The sequence below is a fragment of the Mucilaginibacter xinganensis genome, from assembly GCF_002257585.1.
GTDB lineage: Bacteria > Bacteroidota > Bacteroidia > Sphingobacteriales > Sphingobacteriaceae > Mucilaginibacter > Mucilaginibacter xinganensis.
This window is the reverse complement of record NZ_CP022743.1, coordinates 1,134,630-1,160,229: the sequence shown is the minus strand read 5'-3', so window position 1 is coordinate 1,160,229 and position 25,600 is coordinate 1,134,630. Positions and strand designations below refer to the sequence as shown.

Sequence of the window (25,600 nt, the reverse complement as noted above, 5' to 3'; positions counted from 1 at the left end):
CGGTACAACCCCAAAAAATACATTTAACGTGAGCCATATAAAGTTTAAAACAACCATCCCTGAACAAGTTTATTTTGGCAGGCAACGCATAAGCTCATCACTTACGGCAGCACCTGACGAAGCGTCGTGTACACCCGCGTAACGCCCTATAATTTTTCCTTCTTTATCAATCAATATCAGTTGCGGAATCTCTAAAACTCCATAGGTTTCCCTTGCAAAGTTTTTAGGAGTACTGAGGTCTCCTGCATAGGTATGGGGCCATATGGTTAGTTTCTCTTTTTCCATAACTTTTAGCCACCGGCTACGGTCGTAATCCAATGAAATAACAATTACTTCAAATCCTTTTTGCTGGTATTTTTTGTATAATTCTTTAATCTCCGGCGTATTTTCCCGGCAAGGGCCGCACCAACTGGCCCAAAAGTCTAACAGCACATATTTCTTCCTCTTAAAGCTGCTTAGTTTTACCAATTTACCGTGAGTACCCGTTAGCAAAAAATCCGGCGCCTGGCTGCCCACTCCGGCAATGCCACCCTTTTCAGCGGCGTGCCTGGCTTTTAAGTTGGATGTTATTTTTATTAAGGCCTGTTGCCCCTGCAAGCTGTTCCTGATCCTTTTGGTAGTCATGCTATAATACATCATAGCCGAATCGCCTTTAAGGCTTTCAGAAGCTATCCAGCTATTCAGGATATCTGCACTTACGTATGAATCCGGGTGATTTGCCAAAAAGTTATTCTGTATGCCATTGATCTCTTTTTTTAAAGGACCAACTTGCCTGATAATTTCATCCATCCTTAATTGCAGGGCTGCAGAGGTATCTTTTTTACTATTGTATAACCTGGCGAGTTTTGAATATTCGTTATCCAGCGGGACCAAAACGCGCAATGCCGGTGCCAATTGCCTTTGCAAAATTTCATTCTCCTGTTGCGTAACCGAGCCCGTTATCACTGCATGTGCATAATCATTTTCTTTAAGCACCATCGTCATTTTTGAGCATTCAAGAAAAAACACGACAAAATTTGGATCGTAAATATTATAATGCCCCGGCGATTGCAAATTACCTTCCATGGTTGCCGCGGTAGGTTCTGTTAAAGCTCCGGTGAACGAAAAATACCCATTGTTAAGCATCGCGGTATCCCTAACCTGTTTGCCGCCTTCGGAAATATAGGATAAAATAAGGCGCCCGGTATCCCTTCCAACTACCTTTCCCGTTAATACAAACCGGCTCTCCTTTTGCCGGGAAAAACAATTCGGATTATTACCCAATGCAATAATTATAAAACAAACCAGCGTTCGCAGCAGCATTTTTTTTTCATAAAAAGATTAAACAGCATCAGCCATGCGCCAATGCTGTAAAAATTCAAAATAGCATAAAGCTACATCACTGTTGAACAGCCTTTGCTGGCACCCAGGCAACTGCAACCTTTTGAACAGTCAGAGTCTGATTTACAATCACCTCCGCAACGGGGAAGTTCAACACCGCCCAAAACCTTTTTCATTTCAGCCCTGCTGAGTTTTTTCATTTTTTCCATGGTAATTATTTAGTTAGTATTTGTGATATTATGCTTCGTAATGCGCGGGGTAATTAAAAGTTGTACACCGCTTTATTAAATGACCGTAAGTTTTGACACTATCTGCGTAAATTGGCAGTTGGTTAATACCAACCGCCAATAATCATCGAAACATAAGCTTATAACAGGCAAGGGCAACGGTCTGCATCACCTGCATATGCATATGAAACCCAACCTCCATTATCAGGGCAATGAGGACATGGAGCGCAAGGGCTTAACACTTGTTGGTTGGTGCCATTTATGTTACAAATAACCCAAACCTGGTCCTGCCTGATGCCGCCGGTAACATTTTTCATTTCATTTCTGCTTAACTTTTGTTGCTTTTTCATATAAGGTATTTTTAGTTTTTTACCGGTAACACCCCGGCTGGTGGTATGCATTTTTAAAGTACATACGCCTTTACTTTTGTGCACAAAGTATCATTATACGCTTGCTCAAGCGCGTACTCCTTCATTTAGTGGTACCCGGTTTTAAATTATAAAAGGCAATAAGATCTTTCAGGCCTTCCTTTCCTATGCCCCTGTAAACTACTTTGCCATTGGGGTCAATTAAAATGCTCGTAGGGAATTCATTGACTTTGTATTTGTCGGCTATTCCATTTTTAACATTTCTGTCATCCAGCAACTGCACCCAGTTCATGTTATTATCAGTTATTAATTTTTGAACTTTAGCTATATCACCTGATTTATCGTATGCTACGCTTACAAATTGGATCTCCTGCTGATATTTGTAATGTAATTCCGTTACTTCCGGAATAAGTTTAATACAGGGCACACACCATGAGCCCCAAAAGTCTATTAATACATATTTGCCCTTTTGGGCCCGCAACGAAAACTGAGCTTTTGATTTAAGATCATCGCCGGCAAAAGCAGGGGCCGGCGTACCGGTTTCAGCGTGATAATCCGTAGTTTTACCAAGATCATTCATTACCAGTTTATTATCCTGTAATGATGCTATTGTGTACCTGTTACCTGCTATTTCAAGAGTATCCGAGCTTTTGTATTCATAATTATTATTGTTCCCTTTATTAAAAGGCATTTTCTGAATATTAATTATAAAATGTGATTTAGGGTGAAGCTCATCATAGTTAGAAATATTAAACTTAAACAATTGATTATTCAGTTTAATATCCCCGGTTTTTTTTACTAATAAAACATTAATCATCACGTCTAATTTTTTTTCAACGTCTGATTTGTAATGATCATCCGGGAAAATATTATCGAATGCATCTATTTGTAATGGAACAGTAGCTTTGAGAATACGCTGTCCGTCGAAATATTTAATGTCTGCATAAAATACAGGCTTTAACTCTTTTTTGCTGTTAAAAATATATTCCCGGTCATCCTTAAAATCGTGGTTATTATTTGCGTCAATAATTACATGTTTATTGCCGCTGCTATCTATCGCTGTAAACAAGTACACATAATTTTCAGGGATTTTTTGCTTAATGAGATAGCTTGTATCCAACTGATAACGCTCTACAAACTCCTTAAATAATTTTTTGCGCACAGGGTTATCCGGCAAGTTTTCATACCTGGCCTGTAAGCTATAATAAGCCATGCGCCGTAAGCTCCAATGAGGATATTTTATGTATGGAGCATGAGCGACCATTGAAGTATCATTATATTGATTGGAGACGTTTTGTACAAGCAAAGTATCCGAGGCTTTAAGATCAATTTCGATTTTCTGGGCATTTACCTTTGTAGTAATGCCAAGTATCAATAACAAAAACGCAGATATCTTAAAAATCATAAACTTGGTTTTTATTTTCATCTTACTGATAATTAACCGGCCTAACACTGGTTAAGAGTCCCTGCTACGCTTATTCAAGCATGTATTTTAAATCGGGGAGGCGGTACACATCAGGCAGGCGGTAACCATTCAACAACATAGTTGGCGTTGAGGTTACCTCTGCTATTTTACACCAGTCGTTTTGCTTATCAAGCTTATAAAAATTGGCTTCGTTTAACTGCACCGGGTAAACCTTTGCCCATTCTTTATAATCTTTTTGTTTTTGTTCGTACCAGTCGTGCAGCGCGTTTTTCACAATGGATTTATCAGGCAGTTCGTTCAGCGCCATCAGGTGGCGGCTTACCGGTGTTTTTATATCCTCGTCGGTATTATTTGCGGTAAACACTATGCGTGCCTGTACATTTCCATTTTGCTCAAGCAGTTCATCCAGCGCCTTGTGCATGGTTGCGCAGGGCGGGCAGTACGGATTGCTCACCATGGTAATTATACTGTTGGCTTCCACGTTCCCTAAAACTATGCTCCAGCTATCATCAGGCTGCGCATACCTGGGTTGCGCCGTCAGTGTGTTGGTAAACAGATCGGTATTGTATTTAAACTTACGCAGTTGTTGTTTCAATGGCTGCAGCTGCTGCAGCTTTAAAAGCATGGGCTTTAAAACCATCCATAATATTATGGGTGCCAGCATGCACATTAAAACTGTTGCCGCCCCCTTAGCATCAATAGCCGAAAAATCAAGGCTTTTGTAAAGGGTGGCAAGCGGGATAAATTCAAGCCATAACAAGGCCTGCACCGTGCAGCACAATACGCACCATTGCTTGGCCACGCGCGCCTGGTAGTAAATGGAATAAAAAGTGTAAGGTAAGCTTACCACGTTTAAAACCGCCAGGGCCGCCCAAATAGTTGCGGAGCCGCCGCCAAACAATATTAACAGCCAGGTGCCAGTAAAATAAAAAAAGCCTACCTCGCTCCAGGTAAGCCATTCAAATACTTTTGCAGCTTTTGACGACAGGATAGCCTTACAATCCGTTTTGCTGCCCCCCTGGCAAAGCTTTTGGATTAGTGGGTTATTGCTGTCAATAGATTGCACCAGCAGCAACACAGAAGTAATCACGCCCGCGGTTTTAAAAACGGACAGCAATGCCGCCTGCCAGCCCAGATTTGTAAAATAGCCATTCAGAAAAAGCGCCGCTGCCAGTATGAACAGGCTGCCCGCTAAAATTACCGGTATTTTTATAGCCGCCAATGTTGCTGCAACGCTTGCAGCACTTGTTTGCCCCTCCGCTGCTTCCGCTGTTAAAACAACCCCCTGGAAAATCTTCTTAAACTCCTCAATGCTGAGCTTGTGCCTGTTCCATTTTTCGCTTGAAACCGTTACACTATTTCCGTTGTTCTTTTCTACCAGCAAAAAATCGCCATTGTTGATATTGGTGTGAGCTATAAAAGGCGTTGGCACGGCTTCAAGGTTATCATTTGCAACCCGGTAGGCAGAATTTTCAATATTGAGCGCGCTCAGCACATCGCTAATGGCCAGCAGGCTTGGATAATCGGGATGTTTTTCTAATTCTTCAATTACGGTTTCAGGCGCTATGCTAATAGATAGTCCCTTTAATAATTTGTTAACAACAGCGTCGGGGTTTTGATACCTTGTGAATGAAAGCATAATGTTCAGGTTAATTTTTTTGTGTGTTGCGCAATAAAGTCAGGTTAATTTCTTCTTAAAGTTATCTTCTTTAAGATATTTAAGAAAGGCAGGAGGCTGGAAATATTGTATTATTTTTGTTACATTTATAAGAAACTCATAATAAGGCGGTTAAATATCAAGCCTATTATTTGCAGTTAAGTATTTACGATAATTAACACCTCTTCCCCTTCAATACCCCACACGTATATACCCTAATTCTTCCAAATCCTTAACAGTATTGGTTAGGTGCGTTCGGCCATCTTTTAACAGGTAAACGGTATCGCTAATGTCCAGCAGGTGCGTGTACATATGGTCGGTTATTAAAAAACCCTTATTTGCTTTTTCTTCCAGCAAAAACTGTTTGATATTTTCTATCTGGATAGGATTTAAATGGGTGAAGGGCTCATCCAGCATAGCGAACCGCGAGGGCGCTTTAACTACAATATACAATTCGAGTGTCCGCCATTGCCCGCCCGAAAGCTGGTTTACTTTCAAATCAAATCTTGAGTTAAATTCAGGAAAACGCTGCTCCAGGTCGGCAGCGGGTAATTCAAAGTCTTCCAGCACTTTTTTAACGCTCAGATTTTTGGGGATAAAGTTAAACTGGGGCAGGTACAGCAACAGGTCGGGCCGGTTTTTCACCTTGCGGGTCACTTTGCCATCAAACCGGATAGAATTGCTCGACGAATTAAGTGTACCTAGTATCACATTCATTAAGCAGGTTTTCCCCTGCCCGTTACGGCCCAGCAAACCCATTATCTTACCTGTTTCGCATTTCATGTAAACGTCGCTCAGGATACGCCTAACGCCAAAATCAAGCTGAATGCCATCTGCTTCAAGGGTGTGGATCATTGTTTTTTTTAATTTAATATCAACGCTTTATAAAACTCACACACTTCACTATCCCGTGTTCGTAATTATTGTCCTCACAATCGTATTACCGGTAAGCAATTATCACTACTACCAGCCACAACATAAAATCAAAAAGGGACGTGGCGATCAGTAATTTAATTTTGGAAACACCCAGGTTTTGGTAATAGTACATTTCGCGCTTTTTATAATAAACAGCGGTCGAAAATATCATCCCTATGCTTATTATCTTATACCAAAACAATATGCCCATTAATTTATGGGCCAGCACACCATAAAAACCTATAATGCCAATGCAGCTAAGGGTAACTAAAAAATTAGCTAAAAATATTCCGCTGTAAAACCTTGTGATAAGTTTAAGGGTTCGCATAAGTTCTGATAACGAAATAATTATCGATAACTTATGTTTTAGTTGAACTAATTTTCGGGAGATGAGACCGATGCAATTTCAGTCCCGCTGCCATCAGCCTTTATTTGTGATACCAGGATAACGATCATAGCACCAAACATAGCAATAATACCAAAAGACCACCTGATGCTTGAGGCATGAGCTATATAACCCACAAACGGCGGCACCAGCAAAAAGCCGATATAACCAATGGTAGAGATTGATGCTAAAGCAGCCGAACTGCTCATAGTAGTTGATTTGCCCGCCAAGCTAAAAATCATTGGCACCACGCATGATACTCCTAAACCTACCAATATAAAACCTGCCATGGCGGTAACGGTGTACGGTAATATTACAGCCAGCAGCAATCCGCAAAAAATAAAAATGCCGCTAAACCTTAAAACCGTTTTTATCCCCAGGCTGGTAACCATACGGTCCCCTAAAAATCTTCCGGTGGTCATGGCCACCATGTATACAACAAAAGCAGCGGTAGCCGTTGCCTTTTCGGCGTGAACGGCTTTCTGAAAGTAAATAGCACTCCAGTCGTACATTGCGTTTTCACAAGCCATACTGGCAAAGCAGATGAGCGAAAATTTGATCAGGTAGCTGTCAGGCAATGAAAATACCGGCTTACGGCTTTGCGCGACAGGCTTTTGATCGATGGTATCCCTGATAAAATACAACGTGACAATAAAAAGGGCGATGCTCACAAACAGGAAGTGCCAGGTTACCCCTATGTTAAAGTAAACCATTAAATATCCTACCGCAGCGCCTGCAAACCCTGCCAAACTCCAGATGCCATGGAAAGTTGCCATTATTGATTTGCTGTATAACTGCTGCACAGCTACGCCCTGTGTGTTTATTGACAGGGTTAAGAGGTTTCGCGCCGAACCAAAGAAAAACAATACGATTATCAACTGCAGCATGCTGTTGGTTATTCCTATTAAGGCAAGCAGTACACTTAAAAATACCGAGCCAAAGAGCATTACCCTCCTGCTGCTGTACTTGCTTAAAAGCAGGTTAGTTACCGGCATCGTTAACATTAGCCCAACCGGTAGGGCAAACAATACAGTGCCCAGTTGCGCCTCATTCAAATTCAGGGCGTGTTTTATGGTAGGGATGCGTGATGCCCAGCTTGAATAGCCAAACCCGGAAATAAAATAAAATATGGCGCAGCCAATACGGTATTTTGCAGCTGTTTTGATGTTGATAGCCAGTTCGTCCACTTAAATATTTAGCGGTGCTAAAGTACAAGTTTGGTTTGGATAGATAGCAACAAACCCTGTAATTACACTCGCAATTAAGCGCAATTACAGGGTTTAATTTATGATGGATGGTTACTGTTTACTTCCCCACTACTACAATATGAAAAGTACCCGCAATTGGCTCCGGCCGGGGGTGTGCATTTTCGGCAGTTGGTGCAACCGGCTTCGTTTGTGCTGTGGGTAAATATAGTTTGTGCGTAAGCAGGTCAATACCTATTGTCCTGGCTCCCTTTTCGCTTTTAATATTTTCAACAAACTCAAATTTACCAGCGCTTAACTCCCGTATAACAGAGATCGTACCTTCACCATTTGAGGCATAAGCTTGTTTCAGCTCAGGATCAAAGGCCACACCATCGCAGCCACCAATCGGGTATTTTCCAAAAATCTTACCATTGGCGGCATCCATTACTACCATAGTTTTACTGCCGCCGCAGCCTATAAAAAGGCGGTTTGTTGCCCGATCAATAGCTAAACCCGAAGGTTCTTCACCGCCATCAAGTTTCCAGCGGTTTAATATTTTAAAGGTTGCAGCATCAATTTCAACCTCTTCGTTGGTATCTTCAATGTTAACAAAAACTTTGCCTTTACCATCTGAAACCCCTGTTTCGGGCTTTCCCCCCAAAGGGATGGTTGCCACCACCATATCACTGGCTGCGTCAATAACTGTAGCATCCTTGCTGCGCCCGTTAAAAGCGTAAATCTTCCTCGAAAACTCGTCGTAAAAAATAGCATCGGGATTAGTCCCGGCGGCAATTTGCTTCAAAACCTGGTTGGTTTTTAAATCAAAAACGGTAACCGTATTCGCCCTGCCATTGCTGGTATATCCTTTATTTAAATCGGGAGCCAGCGCTATTCCGTGCACACCTTTGGTATCAGGGATCACGCCGACAGAATCGCCGGTTGCCACATCCAAAATATTAACCTGCATTCCATGGGATACATAAATTCGTTTACTGGCGCCATCAACGGTAATATAATCCCATCCTCCGGCACTTTTGATTGGGAAACTAGTTAAAACTTTAAACCCCGTTTTTTTCTGAGCCGTTAAATGCAGCGGCGCGTTACAAATAGTACCAAGCAGTACCACACAAAATAATTTCAAAATAGGTTTCATGGCTAATAATTTTTTTATAGTTACCGATAAATTCTGGAGATATTTTGTATAAAATTAACCCGACTTATCCGCCGTTCTCTCCCGGTACCGGTGCATTATTATCGTCCCTTTCCTTATCCTTCTTAAATTCAAGCTTGCCAAATTTGTAGCTTAAACTAATTCCGAACGAGCGAAACGGCACCTGCCTGGTGTTGCTTTGGTCAAAATTACCTCCAAAAGTTGTTGAACGCATGGTTACATACTGGCTGAAAGGATTGGCTGCCGTTAAGCCTATACTGGCTTTTTTGTTCAAAAATTGCTTACGTACCGCCAGGTTATAAAATGCAAACGCCGGGTTGGTACCCTGGATACCTTTTTGCGATGAACGATAATTGACAAAAAACTCTGCTGCCAGATCATCGGCAAACTGATAGCTGGCATTTAAATTAATGCGATAAGTGAAACCGCTTACCTGCGGACTGCCGGGGTTATTGGTGATCCTGTCGGCAAAGAACATGTTCGACCTAATACTCAATTTGCCGGTGATAGGCAACGAACCGTAAAGATTTATCCCGGTGGTAGCCTCGCGCCCAATATTGTAACGCTGGTTCAACGAAACGTTGTTATAGGTTGAATCCCCGATTTTTAGGGTTGGATAGAAAGTAGTGAACGATTGCAGGTCATCTGTATTGTACCTGTAAAACGCAGCTATGTAAATATTGGCACCTTTATTAAATGATTTATTGTACCCAAGTTCAAAGTTGTGCCCCAACTCCGGTTTTAAATTGGGGTTCCCGGTGCTGATGTTATGCGGATCGCTGATGTTGTAAAATGGATTAAGATCGCGGTATTCCGGGCGCTCAAGCCTGTAGGTGTAACTAAACTTAATGGTTTCAGTTTTATCCAGTTTATGCGACAGCACAAATGAGGGAGCAAAAATTCCATATGATGGAATTGTAGTATTAGGAAAATCAGTTGATGAACTGGTATGCTCGTACCTTAAACCAGCTTTACCATCAATAAAGTTATTAAATAATGAAAACGAGGTTGACAGGTAATAGGCAAATATATTACGCTTATAGTTAAAAGAATAGGTTTGGAAAGGGTTTGGAACATACACCCCGTTTAATAATGCCTGGGTAACAACCGAGTTGTTCAGGTTTTCAATAACCGCTTTTGCACCGGTTTCAATCGTAAAATTTTTGGTTACCGGTTGCGAATAATCAACAGCAATATCGGTTTCATTATCCCTGCCCGGGTTATTGCTGATAGAACCGGTTGCCGGTGTATTTGCGTTTAAATAATCCTGTTCAAGCGAATAATTATTGGTATTGCTGCCGTAGGTGGCGCTATACAGAACGTTTAGCTCCTGCCCCTCCTTATTAAAAGTTTTTTTATAGGCCAGGCTCCATTCCTTTGAGTTAAACCCAAAACGACTGTTTGAATGGCTCAGGCTCATGGTATCGGCTAAGGGATTATTTAATGGCGAAAAAATGGCTTGGTCAATATTGGTTGTGCCGTTGCTGTGGTTACCAAAATGGTTAAAAGACAGTGCCGCAGTAAGCTGATCTTTCGGGGTGATATCCCAGTTGATACTAAAGCCAGACTGATAGCCGGTGCGTTTAAAGTTGCTGCTCCCTTTTTGAAACAAATGTGTAACGGTGTCTCTCGCGGTATTATATGAAGTTCGGTCTGATGTGTTGATAGCCGTACTGTTCAGTTGTTCGTTCCCGCTAAAGAAAGCATTTACTCCAAAGTTGCCTTTGCGCGCATTAATATTAAACGCCCCGTTCTGGAGCCGGGTGCCGGCCGAAAGGTTTACGCTGCCATTTATACCCTGCACTTTACTGTCCTTCAAAACTATATTAACAATTCCGCCGGTACCGGCTGCGTCATACTTTGCACCCGGACTGGTTATTACCTCAATGTTTTTTATCTGGCTGGCCGGAATAGACTGCAGCGCATCTGAAAGGCTGGCGCCAAATATGCCCGATGGTTTGCCGTTTATCAAAAACCTGATATTAGCGTTGCCCATCAGTTCAACATTTCCGTCAATATCAACCGTTATCATGGGGACTTTTTTCAACACATCAAGCGCAACGCCCCCCTGGGCGGTAAGGTCATTTGCTGGGTTATACACCAGCTTGTCGATTTTATTTTCAACCGTTGGCGCATTGGCTGTTATAACTACCCCCTTAAGCTGGCTCTGCACCGATGATAACAGCAAGTTGCCTAATGATAGGCTGGTAGCGGCGTCACTTATCACCAGGTGTTCGAGGGTTAACCTTTTGTAACCCAAAAAATCTACTGTAATCGTATATTCGCCCGGCGCAATATTATCAATTTTAAAATTCCCTTTCGGGTCGGTACTGGCACCATTAAATGGCGACGCGCTACCCTGTTTGTAAATACCCACAGTAGCATAATCAACCGGTGCCTTTGTTGCTGCATCGGTTACCTTGCCTGTAATTTTACCTTTATTTGGTGTGCTATTTTGAGCAAAAACATTTAGTCCGCATATTATTGCTGCCAGTATAAGAACAATTCTTTTCATTAATATTCGGTTAACCCTGCAAAACTGCAAGTTAACATTGGATTAATACTGAATTTTTAAGGTGATGATTGTATTTATTACAATAATAAATAACAGAAGATAGCTTATTTTTTAAGTTACCTGCTTGCCAGCATGGTATCATTTTGTTTAAGCACGCGCACTACCTGCACAAAACGGCGCTTGTAGGTATCATCCATAGTAGTAATAGTAACACCATGCTCTTTACCCGAAGTGGAATGGATAAATTTAAAATCATCGCCATTGTTGCTATATACAATGCCAACGTGGCCTATCCGGTGCCTGTTGGTAGGGCTGGTGAATATAATGATATCGCCGGGGCGGGCGTCTTCATAACTTACCTTTTCACCAACGTTTATAAATTCGCCCGATGAGCGCGGAACATTCAAGTTGAAGTTTTTAAATACATAGCTTACAAATCCCGAGCAGTCAAACCCGCGGTCAGGGTCAGATGTGGCGGAGCGGTAGCGGGTTCCCAGTAAACTTTGAGCAAAATTTAAAAGCGTGTCGGCAGATACACTGTCAGTTGTAAAAGAAGTTTCGTAAAATGGTTTGTCGTATTCTTTATGCGCCGTTTTATAGTGGCTTAGTTTGTGCCGCCGGGTTGATTTCCTGGCATGCGCGGTGCATGGCAATACAGCTGCCATACATAAAAGAGTAATTAGGGTAATTAATTTTGTCCTCATTTTACAGCGGCAAGATATTAGATTTTATCTAACCCGCCTAATTTTTTGTCAGTAAAATGTAATCCAAAATTTTCAGCTAATCATAGATCGCTGGAAATCAATATATTAAAAAAATTAAAAAATCAAAACTAAACTACCGCCAATTATCAGCGCAGCACCCGCAGCTTGTTTTAACGAAAGTGGCTCCTTTAAAAACACTACGGCTAAAACTATAGCTATCGCTACGCTTAATTTATCAACCGGCGCAACCTGCGATACCTTGCCCAACTGCAACGCCTTGAAATAACAGATCCATGATAAACCGGTTGCGCAGCCGGAAAGGATAAGGAAGATCCAGTTTGTTTTGGTTAAGCCCCCGATGGTTTCGGTGCTGCCTTTAAAAATGGCTATTGCCCAGGCCAGTAACAATATTACCACCGTACGAATGGCGGTTGCCAGGTCGGTATCAACGCCTTTAATACCTATTTTTGCAAATATTGCAGTTAAGGCTGCAAAAAGTGCGGAGAGTAATGCATAGATCCACCACATATACCAGAATTTAAAAAAATTGAATAATCAGGATTAAAGCTAGCGGATAAACCTGTATTAAAACTGGTTTCAAAATAAAAATTCGGTAAAATCCAATAATCATCCAAAATCAGCGGGTATCTTTAACAAAAAAACGAATTGAAAATACTGATCATTGAAGATGAAGAAGGCCTGCGGGAGAGTATTGAAGAATATTTCACCGAAGCGGGCAATATTTGTGAAACTGCGGGCAGTTATCAAAACGCATTAAGCAAGATAAGCCTTTACCGTTATGATTGTATCCTGCTTGATATAACCCTGCCCGGGGGTAACGGCCTTGATATTTTAAAGAGTTTAAAAGACAACAATCATCCCGACGGCGTGCTTATCATATCAGCAAAAAACTCATTGGATGACCGCCTGGAAGGCCTGAATATAGGGGCTGATGATTACCTTGTTAAACCTTTTCACCTGTCAGAATTAAAGGCCAGGGTATCGGCCATTATCCGGCGCAAAAGTTATAATGGCAGTAACCTGCTTGTGTTTAACGAGATCACTATTGATTTGCTGGCTAAAGAGGTGAAGGTTGATAAAACTCCGGTAAAGTTTACCCGCAAAGAATTTGCCCTGCTGCTTTACTTTATTGCCAATAAAGGCAAAGTGGTTTCAAAAAACGCTATTGCCGAGCATTTATGGGGCGATGGTATTGATATGGCTAACAACTTCGATTTTATCTATTCGCACATAAAAAATATCCGCAAAAAATTAATGGAGGCCGGTTGCACCGACTATATACAGGCTGCTTACGGAATGGGATATAAGTTTACTGCCCAATGAAGCTGCTCTCAAAATACAACCGGGTAAACCTTATTACCACTATAATAGTGATGCTGATTACCGGCATTATTTATTACCAGGCCATCAGCTGGATCTTGACCGGGCAAAAAGACAAAAACCTGGTTGTTGAAGAAACAGAGATTTTTGATTACGTGAAACTTAACGGGCACTTACCCCAAACTTTTGAATCAAACGATCAGCAAATAACGTTTACGCCGGCAGCACCCGGATCGGTTAAAAGAGAGTTTATCAATACAGAATATTTTGAACGATGGAATAAAGAGAACGGGCATAAAAAACACAGAAACAGAGCTGCAGGCAGATATGAATCAGGCAGGGGATTAGTGAGTTCGGTTACTGCAGGCGGTAACTATTACAAAATATTGATCATTGAATCAAAAGTAGAAACTGAAGATCTTATCCGGCTGATATTTCTAATCACAATTGGGGTGATCCTTCTGTTATTGCTGGTTTTACTGATTACCAACCGCTTAATTTTGAACCGGCTTTGGCAGCCATTTTATGCCATTATGAGCGAACTGCGCTTGTTTAATGTTGCTGATACACAGGAAATAGCTAAAGTTGATACTTCTATTGATGAATTTAAAGAGTTGAACAATGCTGTGGTCGATATGGCCTCAAGGGCTAAACTGGATTATAAGGACCTGAAAGTATTTACAGAAAATGCGTCGCACGAACTCCTTACTCCTATTGCAGTTATCAACTCAAAGCTTGATACACTCATCCAAACAGAAAATTTCAGCGACAGGCAGAGCAAGCTACTCAATGACCTTTACAGCGCCGTATCCCGGTTAAACCGCCTAAATCAATCATTACTGCTGCTGGTTAAAATTGAAAATAAATTACTGCACAACCGCGAGCAAGTTAACTTGCGGGAAATGGTTGAAGAGATGCTGATGCAGTTTGAAGAGATCTTTAATGGTAAGGGGCTAAATTTAACGCATACACTTGACGACAAAGAGATTTATGCCAGCAGGTACCTGGTCGAAATACTGTTGAGCAACCTTATCAGTAATGCCATCAGGCATAATAATATCGGAGGGCAAGTGAGCATCACTTTAACCAATAAAAGCTTTATTATTAAAAACACCTGCGATGATGAGCCATTACAGGACAAAAAGATCTTTACCCGGTTTCATAAATCGTCAAACTCAGAGGGCAGTGGGCTGGGATTAACCATTTCCAGGCAGATCTGCGAGAATTTTGGGGCCTCGCTTGAGTATGTGTTCCAGCAACATTTTCATGTTTTTATTGTTACTTTTAATTGATGGCGTAAATGCTTTATCCGCCTATATTATCCTAAATTAATTCAGAATTACAGGATAGTTTAGCTAACTAAATACCCTTTTTTAACATCATTAATGAAGTTACTTTTTAGTCTTTTTTTATGTCTGTTTGCTTGTTCGGTTACCATGGGGCAAACCAACACGCTCAATCATTTTTTGGAAACCGCCAAAAGTAACAGTCCACTGTTAAAAGATCTGCGTAACCAGGTAGCATCTAATCAAATTGACAGCTTGCGTCTTCGCGCCGGTTTAAAGCCACAGATTAACTTAAACAGTGGAGGTCTGTATTCCCCGGTTATTGCCGGATATGGTTACGCAGGGGCTATAACCAACGAACATACCCTGAACGCGTTGGTTGGTGTAAACCAGGCTATCGTCGGTAAAAAAAATATAGATGCGCAACTACAGGCAATTACGCTACTGTCACAGTCTGTAGGCAATACTGCTAAAATATCCGAACAGGACTTGAAAAAGGCTATAACCGCGCAATACATTACCGCTTATGGCAGCCTGCAGCAATTAAAATTTAACCAGGAAGTTATTGACCTGCTTAATAAAGAGGAGGACCTGCTCAAAAAGCTCACCCGCAATAACGTGTACCGCCAAAGTGATTATCTTACTTTTTTGGTTACCCTGAAACAGCAACAGTTAACACTTGCGCAATCGCGACTGCAATATAAGACTGATTACACCACGCTGAACTACCTGGCGGGTATTGCTGATACCAGCCTGATAGAATTACAAGAGCCTGTTATTGAAAGGGCTATTTTACCTGACGCAGGCAACAGCATTTTTTTCAGGCAGTACAAGCTCGACAGTCTTAAACTGGTGAACAGCCGTCAGCTGGTTGATTTTAGCTACAAGCCCAAAGCTAATATTCTGGCCGACGGGGGTTACAACTCTGATTTTATGGGACAGGCTTACAAAAATTTTGGCGTTAGCGCCGGTTTTAGTTTTACCCTGCCGCTTTATGACGGCGGCCAGCGTAAAATGCAGTACCATAAATTATCACTAGAGGAAGAAACCCGGCAAAACTACAAGGCATTTTTTGATGTGCAGTACCGCCAGCAAATTGCGCAGCTTAAGCAACAGATTATTGAAAATGAAAACTTGCTGAAACAGATAGATGACCAGCTAAAGTATTCAGAAAGCCTGATAAAGGTTGATACCCAACTGCTGCAAACCGGCGATTTACGCGTTGCCGACCTGGTACTGGCCGTAAACAACTATCTTACCGTGAAAAATCTGCGGGCTACTACCAATATCACCCGGCTGCAACTCATCAATCAGTTAAATTACTGGAACCGATAACATGAAAACATTCACTTTCAAATATCCCCTGCTAAAACAAATAGGTTTCTTGCTGAGCCTTTCCGTATTGCTTTTTTCCTGCCATAGCAAAGATGCAGCCGATGAAGACGCCAAGGTGGTATCAAAAACACCTGTTACGGTAACCGCTGTATATGATAGTACTTTAACGGACTATATTGAATTGAATGCCACGTCAACCATCCTCCAAAAAAACTTTGTAAAATCAAATGCCAACGGGTACGTGGTACTGGCAAACACACAACTTGGCCAAAATGTAAGCAAAGGTCAATTGCTTTTTACAGTTAAAACCAAAGAAGCCCAGGCTATTGGCAACAGTATTAACGTATTGGATACCACCTTCAAATTTTCGGGCGTTAACAAAATTAAAGCTGCTGCCCCTGGCTACATATCGCAGCTGAGCCATCAAAAAGGTGATTATGTAGCCGATGGAGAGCCTTTGGCTGTAATAAGCGATCGCAGTAGTTTTGTGTTTTTGATGCAGTTGCCCTACGAGTTAAGGCAATTCGTAAAAATGGGGCAAAATGTTGACCTTACCTTGCCCGGAGGGACAAAAATTGGCGCTACCGTAAGCTCGTTTATGCCAACTGTTGATACAGTTGCGCAAACCCAGGGCGTGGTATTAAGGATAAATAGCAACCAGCAGATTCCGGAGAACCTGGTAGCCAGGGCCCGGATAATAAAATCAACCAAAACAAATACGGTATCGCTGCCAAAATCGGCCATACTGGCTAATGAAACGCAAACGGAATTTTGGATTATGAAGCTGCTGAACGATTCAACCGCTGTGAAGATTCCTGTTAAAGAAGGCATCAAATCGGGCGACAGGATTGAGATCGTTTCGCCGGCCTTTACAAAACAGGACCGGATAGTGGTTACCGGCAATTATGGTTTACCTGATACGGCCAAAGTTAAAATCATTAAGCCATGACCCCGATTAAAGATACATTTATATCGCAGCGGAAACCTATAAGCCTGGTTTTGGCCATTATTATTTTAGGCGGCTTATTTGCCTATACCAAGCTGCAGACCTCGCTGTTTCCTGAAATTACCTTTCCTAAAATAAAAGTAATTGCCGATGAGGGCCTGCAACCGGTAAACAAAATGATGGTTACGGTAACCAAGCCATTGGAGAATGCAATTAAGCAGGTACCCGATCTTAAAACCGTACGAAGCACCACCAGCCGTGGCAGCTGCGAGATTTCGGCTTACATGGCATGGGATGCTGATATAGATCTGAGCATGCAGAAGATTCAAACCAGCATTGACCAGATTAAAAACGATTTACCCGCAGATGTAAACATAACGGTTCAGAAAATGAACCCTTCTATATTGCCTGTGAGCGGTTACACGCTCGAAAGCAACAGCCGCTCACCGATTGAACTGCGCCAAATTGCCACCTACACCGTTAAACCTTTTTTATCGCAGGTTGACGGGGTTTCAGAGATCAGGGTAATTGGCGGCAAGGCAAAGGAATACTGGCTAACGCTTAACAAGCAAAAAATGAGTTCGCTGGGCTTAACGCCGGATATTATCAGCACTACGCTGAGTACCACAAACTTTGTTAAATCTGAGGGTTACCTGTCTGACTACAAACGAATGTACCTGACCGTAACCGATGCTACCATTAACGCAAAGGATCAACTGGAAAACCTGGTGATCAGCAATAACCGCAAACGGGTAGTAAGGCTAAAAGATTTTGCTGAGATAGCTATCCAGGAAGGAATTGAATATACCCGTGTTAATGCCAATGGGCGCAACGGCGTTTTAATAGCAGTTATTAAACAGCCAAATGCAAACCTGGTGTCATTATCTGCCGATATGGAAAGCAAGGTAGCCGAACTGCAAAAACTGCTGCCAAAAGATGTAGCGATAAAACCATACTACGTGCAGGCTGACTTTGTAAAGGATTCCATCAAAAGCGTAACTGATAGTTTATGGATCGGCTTGCTGCTGGCCATAATTGTAGCAGTAATATTTTTACGGTCGATAAAGGCAAGTGCGGTGATCCTGATCACTATCCCGGTAACGCTTTGCCTTAGCCTCGCTGTAATTTATGGTGTTGGATATACCCTTAATATCATGACATTGGGCGCTATTGCTGCTGCACTGGGCTTAATAATTGATGATGCCATTGTAGTAGTAGAACAGATCCACCGTACGCACGAGGAGCATCCACGAGAGCACCCGCTAAAACTTATAAAAACAGCCATTGATTATTTGTTCCCTGCTATGCTGGGCTCATCTATCAGCACCATTGTAATATTTATACCCTTTTTACTGATGACAGGCGTTGCCGGAGCCTATTTCCATGTGCTTACCAACACCATGATCATTACCCTGATCTGTTCTTTTTTTGTTACCTGGATAGGTCTGCCGGTTATCTACATACTCTTGAGCAAGCATAAACATAACGAAGCGGCACAACAGAAGCAGGAAGAAGTCCATCACGTAAAAAAACAAGCCTGGGTTAAATGGTTTATCTTAAGGCCTTATGTAAGCCTGCTGATAATTGCAGGGGCCGTAGCGGCGTTGGTATTTGTTCCGCCCCTTTTGGAGACCGGATTTTTGCCCGAGATGGATGAAGGGAGTATTGTATTTGATTATCGCTCACCACCGGGAACTTCGCTGGATGAAACAGACAGGATGCTGCGCGAAGTGGAAAAAATCATCACCAAACAACCTGAAGTGGCCGCCTATTCGCGCCGCACAGGTACCGAAATGGGCTTTTTTATCACCGAGCCTAACAAGGGCGACTACCTGATACAACTCAAAAAGAAAAGAGATAAAAGCACAGAAGAGGTTATAAGTGATCTGCGGCAAAAAGTTGCCGCTAACCAGCCGGCTTTACAAATTGACTTTGGACAGGTAATTGGCGATATGCTTGGCGACCTGATGACATCAGTACAGCCAATTGAAATAAAAGTATTTGGCGACGACCCGATAAAACTACAAAGCCTCTCCAAACAAATTGCAGGCGCAGTTGCTGATGTAAAAGGCACAGCCGATGTTAACGATGGTGTGATCATAGCAGGGCCATCGGTAAGCATAGATCCTTATTATGGCAAACTGGCGCAGTACAACATTACCCCTGCCAGCCTGCAGTTTCAGTTGCAAACCGCATTGGAAGGCAACATTATTGGGAACATGCTGGAGCGCGAACAGCTTTCGCCCATAAGGATGGTTTACCCCGGCAACCGGGGGCTGAATGTTACGGGCATCCAGGATCAAACCATATTTGTACCCAGCGGCAAACTGATCAATATCAGCGAGCTGGCATCGGTCAAGCTGAATCCAGGTGATGCCGAAATAAACCGGGAAAACCTGCAGTCCATGGGGGTTATCAGCGCCCGGCTGGAAGGAAGCGACCTGGGCAGCGTGGTCCCCGCAATTCAAAAGCAGGTAGCCGCAATAAGCCTGCCTGCCGGGTACCACGTGGAGTATGGCGGTGCCTATGCGGAGCAGCAACAATCGTTTAAAGAATTGCTGATCATCCTTATCACTTCAAGCTTACTGGTTTTTGCAGTCATCCTCTTCCTGTTTAAACAATTCAGGATAGCTATTTTAATACTGATAGTAGCTGTTTTAGGTATTGCAGGCAGTATGCTGGCATTATTTATTACAAAAACACCGCTTAATGTGGGCAGCTACACCGGATTGATCATGATAGTGGGTATTATAGGTGAAAATGCCATATTTACGTTTTTACAGTTTAAACAACGCGCGCTTGAAAATCTGGATAAAGGGGTTGAAAATGGCATTGACGAGGCTGTGGTCTATTCAATTTCCACCAGGTTAAGGCCTAAATTGATGACGGCCATAGGGGCAATTATTGCACTTATGCCGCTTGCTTTGGGCATTGGGGCAGGCGCACAGCTGCACCAGCCATTGGCTATTGCAGTAATAGGCGGTTTTGTAGTGGCCCTGCCTTTATTACTGATCGTATTGCCGAGTGCTATGCGGATTCTTTACAAGCATGGCCAGTTTCATGAAAACACAAAGGATTTAAACGGACAGTAATTCAATAATCTAAGTTTTCTACAGAATCGGGCATCATATTTATGTTTTAACTAAGTAACCCTAAAAATGAAGAAGACCTTTTATACGCTGCTGGTAAGCTGTTTGGCTTGCGTTTCGCTGCAAGCGCAAACCTATGTTTTAGATAAAACCATCTCACTTCCGGGCAGTGGTGGCTATGACTATCTTTCTATTGATAAGATCAACCATCGCTTGTATGTTTCGCATGGAACAACTGTAAACGTAATCGATCTGCAAACGGAAAAACCTGTTGGAGTTATTGAAGGAATGAAAGGCGTGCACGGCATTGCTATAGACAACAAGGCAAACCGGGGCTTTATTAGCGACGGCCAGGCGAACGCTGTTATTGCGTTTGATCTTAAAACGTTAAAAACAATTGCAACCATCCCGGTTAATGCAAAAGGACCTGACGCCATTATATATGATCCGTTTTCTGACCGGGTTTTCAGTTTCAATGGTGAGAGTAATAACTCATCGGTTGTTGATCCCAATACCCTGAAACAAGTAGGAACAGTAGAATTGGGCGGCGGCCCCGAATTTGCTGTGGCCGACGGTAAAGGATTAATTTACAACAATCTTGAAGATAAAAGCAGCCTGAATATTATTGACAGTAAAATGCTGAAGGTTATTAAAAACTATCCGTTAGCGCCTTGCGGAGGGCCTACGGGCCTGGCACTTGACCCGGCTAACCACCGCTTGTTTACCGTTTGCCGCGAAAACAAGGGAATGAGTGTGGTGGACGCTAACAGCGGCAAGGTTATTACCACACTGCCCATTGGTGCCGGTGTTGATGCCGTTGCTTACGACGCTGAAACTAAATTAATATTTTGCTCATGCGGCGATGGGACTACCACAATTATCAAACAAAAATCGGCTAACGAATATAGCGTGGTACAAACCCTTAAAACGCCTGTTCGTGCCCGTACATTAATATTGGATGAGAGAACCCACAAAATATATTTGAGTGTTGCTGAATTTGAACCAGGTACCCGCAAAGCACTGCCAAATACGTTCAAAGTTGTAATATATAAACAACCATAATTTTACTTTTAGGATAATAATTTGCCAAAAAGGAGCGTTCTAAATGCTCTAATTCCGATATTTTTTACACTTATCTGAATTAATTTTTACAATAAAATTATATTTAAGCATCATATTATTATCTTTACCCCTGATGCCCTCTAAAAATACCAAATGATTAAAAGAACCGATTTTGTTTATTCGCAAGAGTCTGAACCACACCGGATAAGGACTAAAAAAATTTTAAAAGAGTTCCCTCACCTCAGAAAGTTAATCGGAAAAAATCCCTCGACCATATTTGCCATTATTGGCCTTGTTGGTTTCCAGGTGGTTTTGGCATGGTTGCTGCGCGACCAATCCTGGTGGCTGGTATTTGGCGGAGCTTATTTATTAGGCGCGTTTGCTGACCACGCTTTGTTTGTAATGATTCATGAATGTACGCATAAGTTGTTGTTTAAAAACAGCAATGCAAATCGCTGGGCATCCATGTTTGCCAACTTACCGCAGATTTTGCCAAGTGCAATTTCGTTTGAAAAATATCACATTAAGCACCACTCTTTCCAGGGGGTGCATGAACTTGATGCCGATTTACCAAATCGTTGGGAAGCAAAGCTGATCAGTAATTCATTTTTCGGCAAGGCTTTATGGTTGCTGTTTTTCCCTATTTTCCAGATCTTTCGTTTATCAAGGCTACGCGAAATCCACCCGATTGATGGCTGGATAGTTACCAACTTTGTTTTACAGGCTATATTTACTACCGCAATATGGTACTTTATGGGATGGCATGCATTAGCTTTTTTATTGCTGAGCTTCTCCTTCTCTGTTGGCTTACACCCGCTTGGTGCCCGCTGGATTCAGGAACATTATTTAACACATACCATTGAGCAGGAAACTTATAGCTATTACGGACCATTGAACACAGTGGCCTTTAATGTGGGTTTCCATAATGAACACCATGATTTTCCTTCTATTCCATGGAACAAACTTCCTGAGATCAGGAAAACCGCTCCGGAATATTATGATACTTTATATTATCACACTTCGTGGACCAAGTTATTTTTCACTTTTTTGTTTGACAGGGAGATCTCTCTTTTCAACAGGATCCTGAGAAAAGACCGCGGTCGCGTTGCGCTTACCGATGTATCAAAACCTGATGCTGAAATGGCAATAAAGACGGAAGAACCGGCCGCTGTTTTATAGAACAATTAATAGAGAACGATTTTTTTTAAAAATGACCCGTCAATTAGCGGGTCATTTTTAATTTAAGCCGTTTTTAATTACCTGCCGTCTACATTGCCGCACGAGCCTATTGCTTCTTACCGTTCTCGACACTTTTTATCTCTTCCTTCCGATCTTTCCTGAAATCAAAATTATTAAAGTCTGGCGTTTGAGGCAGTTCCATGGTATAACTACTCAAAGTATCCACTTCAATGGTAATATCATTAGCTATGAGATCAATGATATGCCCGCCTGCCGCTTTGTCGTCCGACAAAAAATGAAAATGGTAACCGCTGATATGCGCGCCCTCCATAAACACCGGCAGTTTGTAGCCAACCAAATCACCTTTTATTGTGTTGAATTCAAAAAAATGCTGCCGGTCAAGCATAGCAGCTAACGGCAAATAGGGCTTCTGCACTACCGGCGGAAATGCCCTGGTTTTTATATATTTAAAATCACCGTTGATGTGGACGGCATAAATACCATTCTGATTGATTAACACGCTATCCAGGTATTTATAAAGTTCAGCCTTACTTAGTTGGCGGTTTGGTTTATACACTCTATTGGCTTTAAAAAAGCAAACAATTGCATAGGGCGTCTTTTCAGTATCGCTTAATCGGCTGGTTTTACCGGTATATTGTGTTTTATAAAGCTTACCGTTCAGCATTATTAATTCGCCGTCGAGCATGGCCGGAGCACCCAGCCCAAAATCGCCGTGCAGGTGCAGGCTTTTGTAGGGGTACCACGCATCATACAAGCCCCCTATAAAGGCAGAAGCATACCCCGCACTGAACAGGTTATGCGTGTTCTTTTGAGCAGTAGCACTCAAGTTTGTAATAAAGCTGAACAGGATGCTTAGCAGGAAATATTTAATTAGTGATCTCATTATTGGGATTGATGGCGGTGATAAAGTTTTACGTTGCACTTACTTTGATGTTAAGATAGTGAATTAACTTTGCTTTATTAAACGCAAAGCTATGAAAGTTGAAATATGGAGTGACGTAATGTGCCCATTTTGTTATATAGGTAAACGCAGGTTTGAAGATGCTTTACAGGATTTTGAGCATAAAGACGAGGTGGAAATAGAGTGGAAAAGTTTCCAGCTTAATCCGGACCTGGAAACTGATCCATCAATTAACATTAATCAATATCTCTCTGACAAAAAAGGCTGGACCTTAGATCATGCTGAACAAATGAATACGCGCGTAACCCAGATGGCAGCAGAAGCCGGTTTAACTTACCACCTGGATAAAGCTGTGGTAGCTAACAGCTTTAAAGCACACCGGTTTAGTCACCTGGCAAAAAAGCATGGACTAGGCATTGAAGCAGAAGAACAATTGTTTAAGGCCTATTTTACCGACAGCAAAAACATTGACAATAATGAAACACTGATTGCGTTAGGGGAACAAATAGGCCTTGATAAGGCAGAAGTAAAGCAGGTGTTGGAAAGTGAAGAATTTGCAGAAGACGTTAACCACGATATTGATAAGGCGCAATACCTGGGCATACAAGGCGTGCCATTTTTTGTGCTGAATAATAAATATGCGGTATCAGGCGCACAGGCAGTTCCTGTTTTTGAGCAAACTTTACAAAAAGCATTCGAGGACTGGCAATTGGAATCCGCCAAACCTAAACTTGAAGTTATTGATGGAGATGCCTGCGGCCCGGATGGTAATTGCTGATAATTAAAAACCCTTTAAAATTTTAAGCACCTCACCGGGTGCTTTTTTTATGAATATTAATGATGGATAAACTATTTTTATATTCTTAAACTACCCGCTATGTATCTTTCTGCCAGGTCTGCGTCCTCTTATCTTTTTTCTTTCATAATAGCCCTTTTTATTACAAAAGGAGTGAAGGCCCAAAGCCCGGTAACTATCACCATTGACCTAACTAAAAAAGCACAAACCATTCAAAATTTCGGTGCTTCAGGCTGCTGGTTTTCAGACCCGGTGGGCAAATACTGGGCCGACAGCACAAAAGAACGCATGGCCGAACTGCTGTTCAGCAGAGCAACAGATAAAAAAGGTAACCCCAAAGGTATTGGCTTATCGGCCTGGCGCTTTAACATTGGCGCCGGCACTGCAGAACAAGGTGATAGCAGCGGTATTAAAGACGTTAACCGGCGTGTAGAATGTTTCCTGAATGCAGACGGTACCTATAGCTGGAACAAGGAACAAGGATACGTTTGGTTTTTAAAAAAGGCAAAAGCCTACGGCGTTGAAAATTTAATCGCATTTGTGAATAGTCCGCCGGTTTACTATACCCAAAACGGACTCGGTTTTAAAACAACAAAAGACCATTATGCCAATCTTAAAGCTGATAAGTATAAAGCTTATGCCGACTTTACGGCAACCGTATTAGCGCATTTTAATAAAGAGGGTCTTAGCTTTAATTACATCAGCCCGGTAAACGAGCCGCAGTGGGACTGGTATAACAAATATGGCGAAGGCAGCCAGGAGGGCAGCCCTTATACCAATAAAGAGATTTTTGAAGTGGTTAAAACTTTGAATGTCGCCCTGGATAACCAAAAGCTATCCACCAAAATTCTGATCCCGGAAGCCGGAATGCTTACGTACTTATACAATACCCCAAAAGGCAGTGAAACCGGCAGCCAGGTACAAGCATTTTGGCAAGGCGGCAGCCCGTTATATTTAGGCGATACCAAACACATGAGCAGGTTTGTTGCAGGGCATGGTTATTTTACCGAAGCTGGCTTAAAAAACACGGTTGACGTAAGGCAACAAGTGGCAGATACCGCAAAAAAATATGGCGTAGAGTACTGGCAATCGGAGTACTCCATGCTGGCCGACGGATTTAAAGAAGGCAACAAAACAGACCGCAGCGCCATTGACTGCGCTATATTCCTGGCAAAACTTATTCATTACGACCTTACTGTGGGCAACGCCTCTGCGTGGCAGTTTTGGAATTCATACGAACCCGGAAAAGCGGATTTTAATACCAGGTATTACCTGCTGGCCCTTGACCCATCGGCCAATTTTAAATCAGGTAATTTCCGGATCACAAAAAACCTATGGGCCCTGGGCCATTATAGCCGGTTTATCCGCCCGGGCATGGTACGGCTGGCGCTTAACACCGAAACCGAAAGCGATTTGCTGACAAGCGCTTTTTACGGGGACAAAAAGCTGGTACTGGTTATGGTAAACAACAGCCAGGCTGCCAAACAGGTTAAGCTTGACCTGCCTGCAGGAATGTTCAGCAAACGGATTCAGGCCTATTTAACAACGGCAGCAAGCAGCGACAATATGAAGGCCTGCCCTTCAATAAACACCAGTGGAGCTATAACCATACAGCCGCGCGCTATTTACACCCTGGTTATCAATAAAAAATAACAGATTGTGCTATAAGTGCACCGTCAAAAAAATAAATCGTATTATCAGAAAAATACGCAACAATTTAAGGCGATATTTCGTATTGCGTGAGGGGAAATACCGAGGAGTAGTGAAAT

22 protein-coding genes are annotated in these 25,600 nt (G+C 42.2%); 9 read left to right on the top strand and 13 right to left on the bottom strand.

The genetic code is table 11. From position 1 onward, the window contains the following. Window positions 1-69: 69 nt before the first annotated feature. The 12 genes from MuYL_RS05080 to MuYL_RS05030 form a co-directional block, all read right to left on the bottom strand. The gene (locus MuYL_RS05080) at window positions 70-1,302 is read right to left on the bottom strand and encodes a TlpA disulfide reductase family protein (RefSeq protein WP_094569499.1); all 1,233 of its coding nucleotides are present in this window, start codon (window positions 1,300-1,302) and stop codon (window positions 70-72) included. Window positions 1,303-1,373: 71 nt separating this feature from the next. After that, a complete protein-coding gene (locus MuYL_RS23110; protein ID WP_157740615.1) occupies window positions 1,374-1,529 on the bottom strand; it encodes a bacteriocin-like protein in 156 nt (51 codons plus the stop codon). A gap of 158 nt (window positions 1,530-1,687) precedes the next feature. Continuing rightward, window positions 1,688-1,897 carry a bacteriocin-like protein gene (locus MuYL_RS05075; RefSeq protein WP_157740613.1) on the bottom strand — a complete coding sequence of 70 codons (210 nt, stop codon included), beginning with the start codon at window positions 1,895-1,897 and terminating at the stop codon, window positions 1,688-1,690. 121 nt (window positions 1,898-2,018) lie between these two features. After that, window positions 2,019-3,320, bottom strand: coding sequence for a TlpA family protein disulfide reductase (locus tag MuYL_RS05070; RefSeq protein ID WP_157740611.1), 1,302 nt, complete (start codon window positions 3,318-3,320; stop codon window positions 2,019-2,021). Window positions 3,321-3,390: 70 nt separating this feature from the next. Next, complete coding sequence (locus tag MuYL_RS05065) at window positions 3,391-4,980, bottom strand: vitamin K epoxide reductase family protein (protein WP_094569496.1); 1,590 nt, start codon at window positions 4,978-4,980, stop codon at window positions 3,391-3,393. A gap of 210 nt (window positions 4,981-5,190) precedes the next feature. Then, a complete protein-coding gene (locus tag MuYL_RS05060; RefSeq protein ID WP_094569495.1) occupies window positions 5,191-5,853 on the bottom strand; it encodes an ATP-binding cassette domain-containing protein in 663 nt (220 codons plus the stop codon). A gap of 85 nt (window positions 5,854-5,938) precedes the next feature. Continuing rightward, window positions 5,939-6,241, bottom strand: a complete 303-nt coding sequence (locus MuYL_RS05055; protein ID WP_094569494.1) for a hypothetical protein — start codon at window positions 6,239-6,241, stop codon at window positions 5,939-5,941. A 47-nt stretch (window positions 6,242-6,288) separates the two neighbouring features. Then, window positions 6,289-7,485 carry an MFS transporter gene (locus MuYL_RS05050; protein WP_245845781.1) on the bottom strand — a complete coding sequence of 399 codons (1,197 nt, stop codon included), beginning with the start codon at window positions 7,483-7,485 and terminating at the stop codon, window positions 6,289-6,291. 118 nt (window positions 7,486-7,603) lie between these two features. Then, entirely contained in the window at window positions 7,604-8,638 is a 1,035-nt protein-coding gene (locus tag MuYL_RS05045) for a YncE family protein (RefSeq protein WP_094569493.1), read from the bottom strand. A gap of 64 nt (window positions 8,639-8,702) precedes the next feature. Then, complete coding sequence (locus tag MuYL_RS05040; protein WP_094569492.1) at window positions 8,703-11,171, bottom strand: outer membrane beta-barrel family protein; 2,469 nt, start codon at window positions 11,169-11,171, stop codon at window positions 8,703-8,705. A 116-nt stretch (window positions 11,172-11,287) separates the two neighbouring features. Beyond that, window positions 11,288-11,836, bottom strand: a complete 549-nt coding sequence (locus MuYL_RS05035; RefSeq protein ID WP_157740609.1) for a C40 family peptidase — start codon at window positions 11,834-11,836, stop codon at window positions 11,288-11,290. A 153-nt stretch (window positions 11,837-11,989) separates the two neighbouring features. Then, window positions 11,990-12,403 carry an EamA family transporter gene (locus MuYL_RS05030; protein ID WP_094569490.1) on the bottom strand — a complete coding sequence of 138 codons (414 nt, stop codon included), beginning with the start codon at window positions 12,401-12,403 and terminating at the stop codon, window positions 11,990-11,992. A 138-nt stretch (window positions 12,404-12,541) separates the two neighbouring features. Here MuYL_RS05030 and MuYL_RS05025 point away from each other — a divergent pair, with 138 nt between their 5' ends. The 7 genes from MuYL_RS05025 to MuYL_RS04995 all read left to right on the top strand — a co-directional run bounded on the left by MuYL_RS05025 (window position 12,542) and on the right by MuYL_RS04995 (window position 22,113). Next, entirely contained in the window at window positions 12,542-13,219 is a 678-nt protein-coding gene (locus MuYL_RS05025) for a response regulator transcription factor (protein WP_094569489.1), read from the top strand. Further along, the gene (locus tag MuYL_RS05020) at window positions 13,216-14,508 is read left to right on the top strand and encodes a sensor histidine kinase (RefSeq protein ID WP_094569488.1); all 1,293 of its coding nucleotides are present in this window, start codon (window positions 13,216-13,218) and stop codon (window positions 14,506-14,508) included. Before MuYL_RS05025 ends, MuYL_RS05020 begins: the two co-directional genes overlap by 4 nt. A 93-nt stretch (window positions 14,509-14,601) precedes the next feature. Then, a complete protein-coding gene (locus MuYL_RS05015; RefSeq protein ID WP_094569487.1) occupies window positions 14,602-15,837 on the top strand; it encodes a TolC family protein in 1,236 nt (411 codons plus the stop codon). A gap of 1 nt (window position 15,838) precedes the next feature. Then, window positions 15,839-16,786 carry an efflux RND transporter periplasmic adaptor subunit gene (locus MuYL_RS05010; protein WP_094569486.1) on the top strand — a complete coding sequence of 316 codons (948 nt, stop codon included), beginning with the start codon at window positions 15,839-15,841 and terminating at the stop codon, window positions 16,784-16,786. Then, window positions 16,783-19,875: an efflux RND transporter permease subunit gene (locus MuYL_RS05005; protein ID WP_170309724.1), complete on the top strand. Its 3,093-nt coding sequence runs from the start codon at window positions 16,783-16,785 to the stop codon at window positions 19,873-19,875. Before MuYL_RS05010 ends, MuYL_RS05005 begins: the two co-directional genes overlap by 4 nt. Before the next feature lie 66 nt (window positions 19,876-19,941). Continuing rightward, window positions 19,942-20,934, top strand: a complete 993-nt coding sequence (locus tag MuYL_RS05000) for a YncE family protein (protein ID WP_094569485.1) — start codon at window positions 19,942-19,944, stop codon at window positions 20,932-20,934. Between the two features lie 153 nt (window positions 20,935-21,087). After that, complete coding sequence (locus MuYL_RS04995; RefSeq protein ID WP_094569484.1) at window positions 21,088-22,113, top strand: fatty acid desaturase; 1,026 nt, start codon at window positions 21,088-21,090, stop codon at window positions 22,111-22,113. 106 nt (window positions 22,114-22,219) lie between these two features. On the opposite strand, the gene budA is transcribed toward MuYL_RS04995, so the two are convergent. Next, on the bottom strand, window positions 22,220-23,017 hold the full coding sequence (budA, locus tag MuYL_RS04990) for an acetolactate decarboxylase (protein WP_094569483.1): 798 nt from the start codon (window positions 23,015-23,017) through the stop codon (window positions 22,220-22,222). A gap of 91 nt (window positions 23,018-23,108) precedes the next feature. Between budA and MuYL_RS04985 the strand changes: the two genes are divergently transcribed. Beyond that, window positions 23,109-23,813: a DsbA family oxidoreductase gene (locus tag MuYL_RS04985; RefSeq protein WP_094569482.1), complete on the top strand. Its 705-nt coding sequence runs from the start codon at window positions 23,109-23,111 to the stop codon at window positions 23,811-23,813. Between the two features lie 99 nt (window positions 23,814-23,912). Further along, on the top strand, window positions 23,913-25,484 hold the full coding sequence (locus MuYL_RS04980; RefSeq protein WP_094569481.1) for a glycoside hydrolase: 1,572 nt from the start codon (window positions 23,913-23,915) through the stop codon (window positions 25,482-25,484). Window positions 25,485-25,600 lie beyond the last annotated feature (116 nt).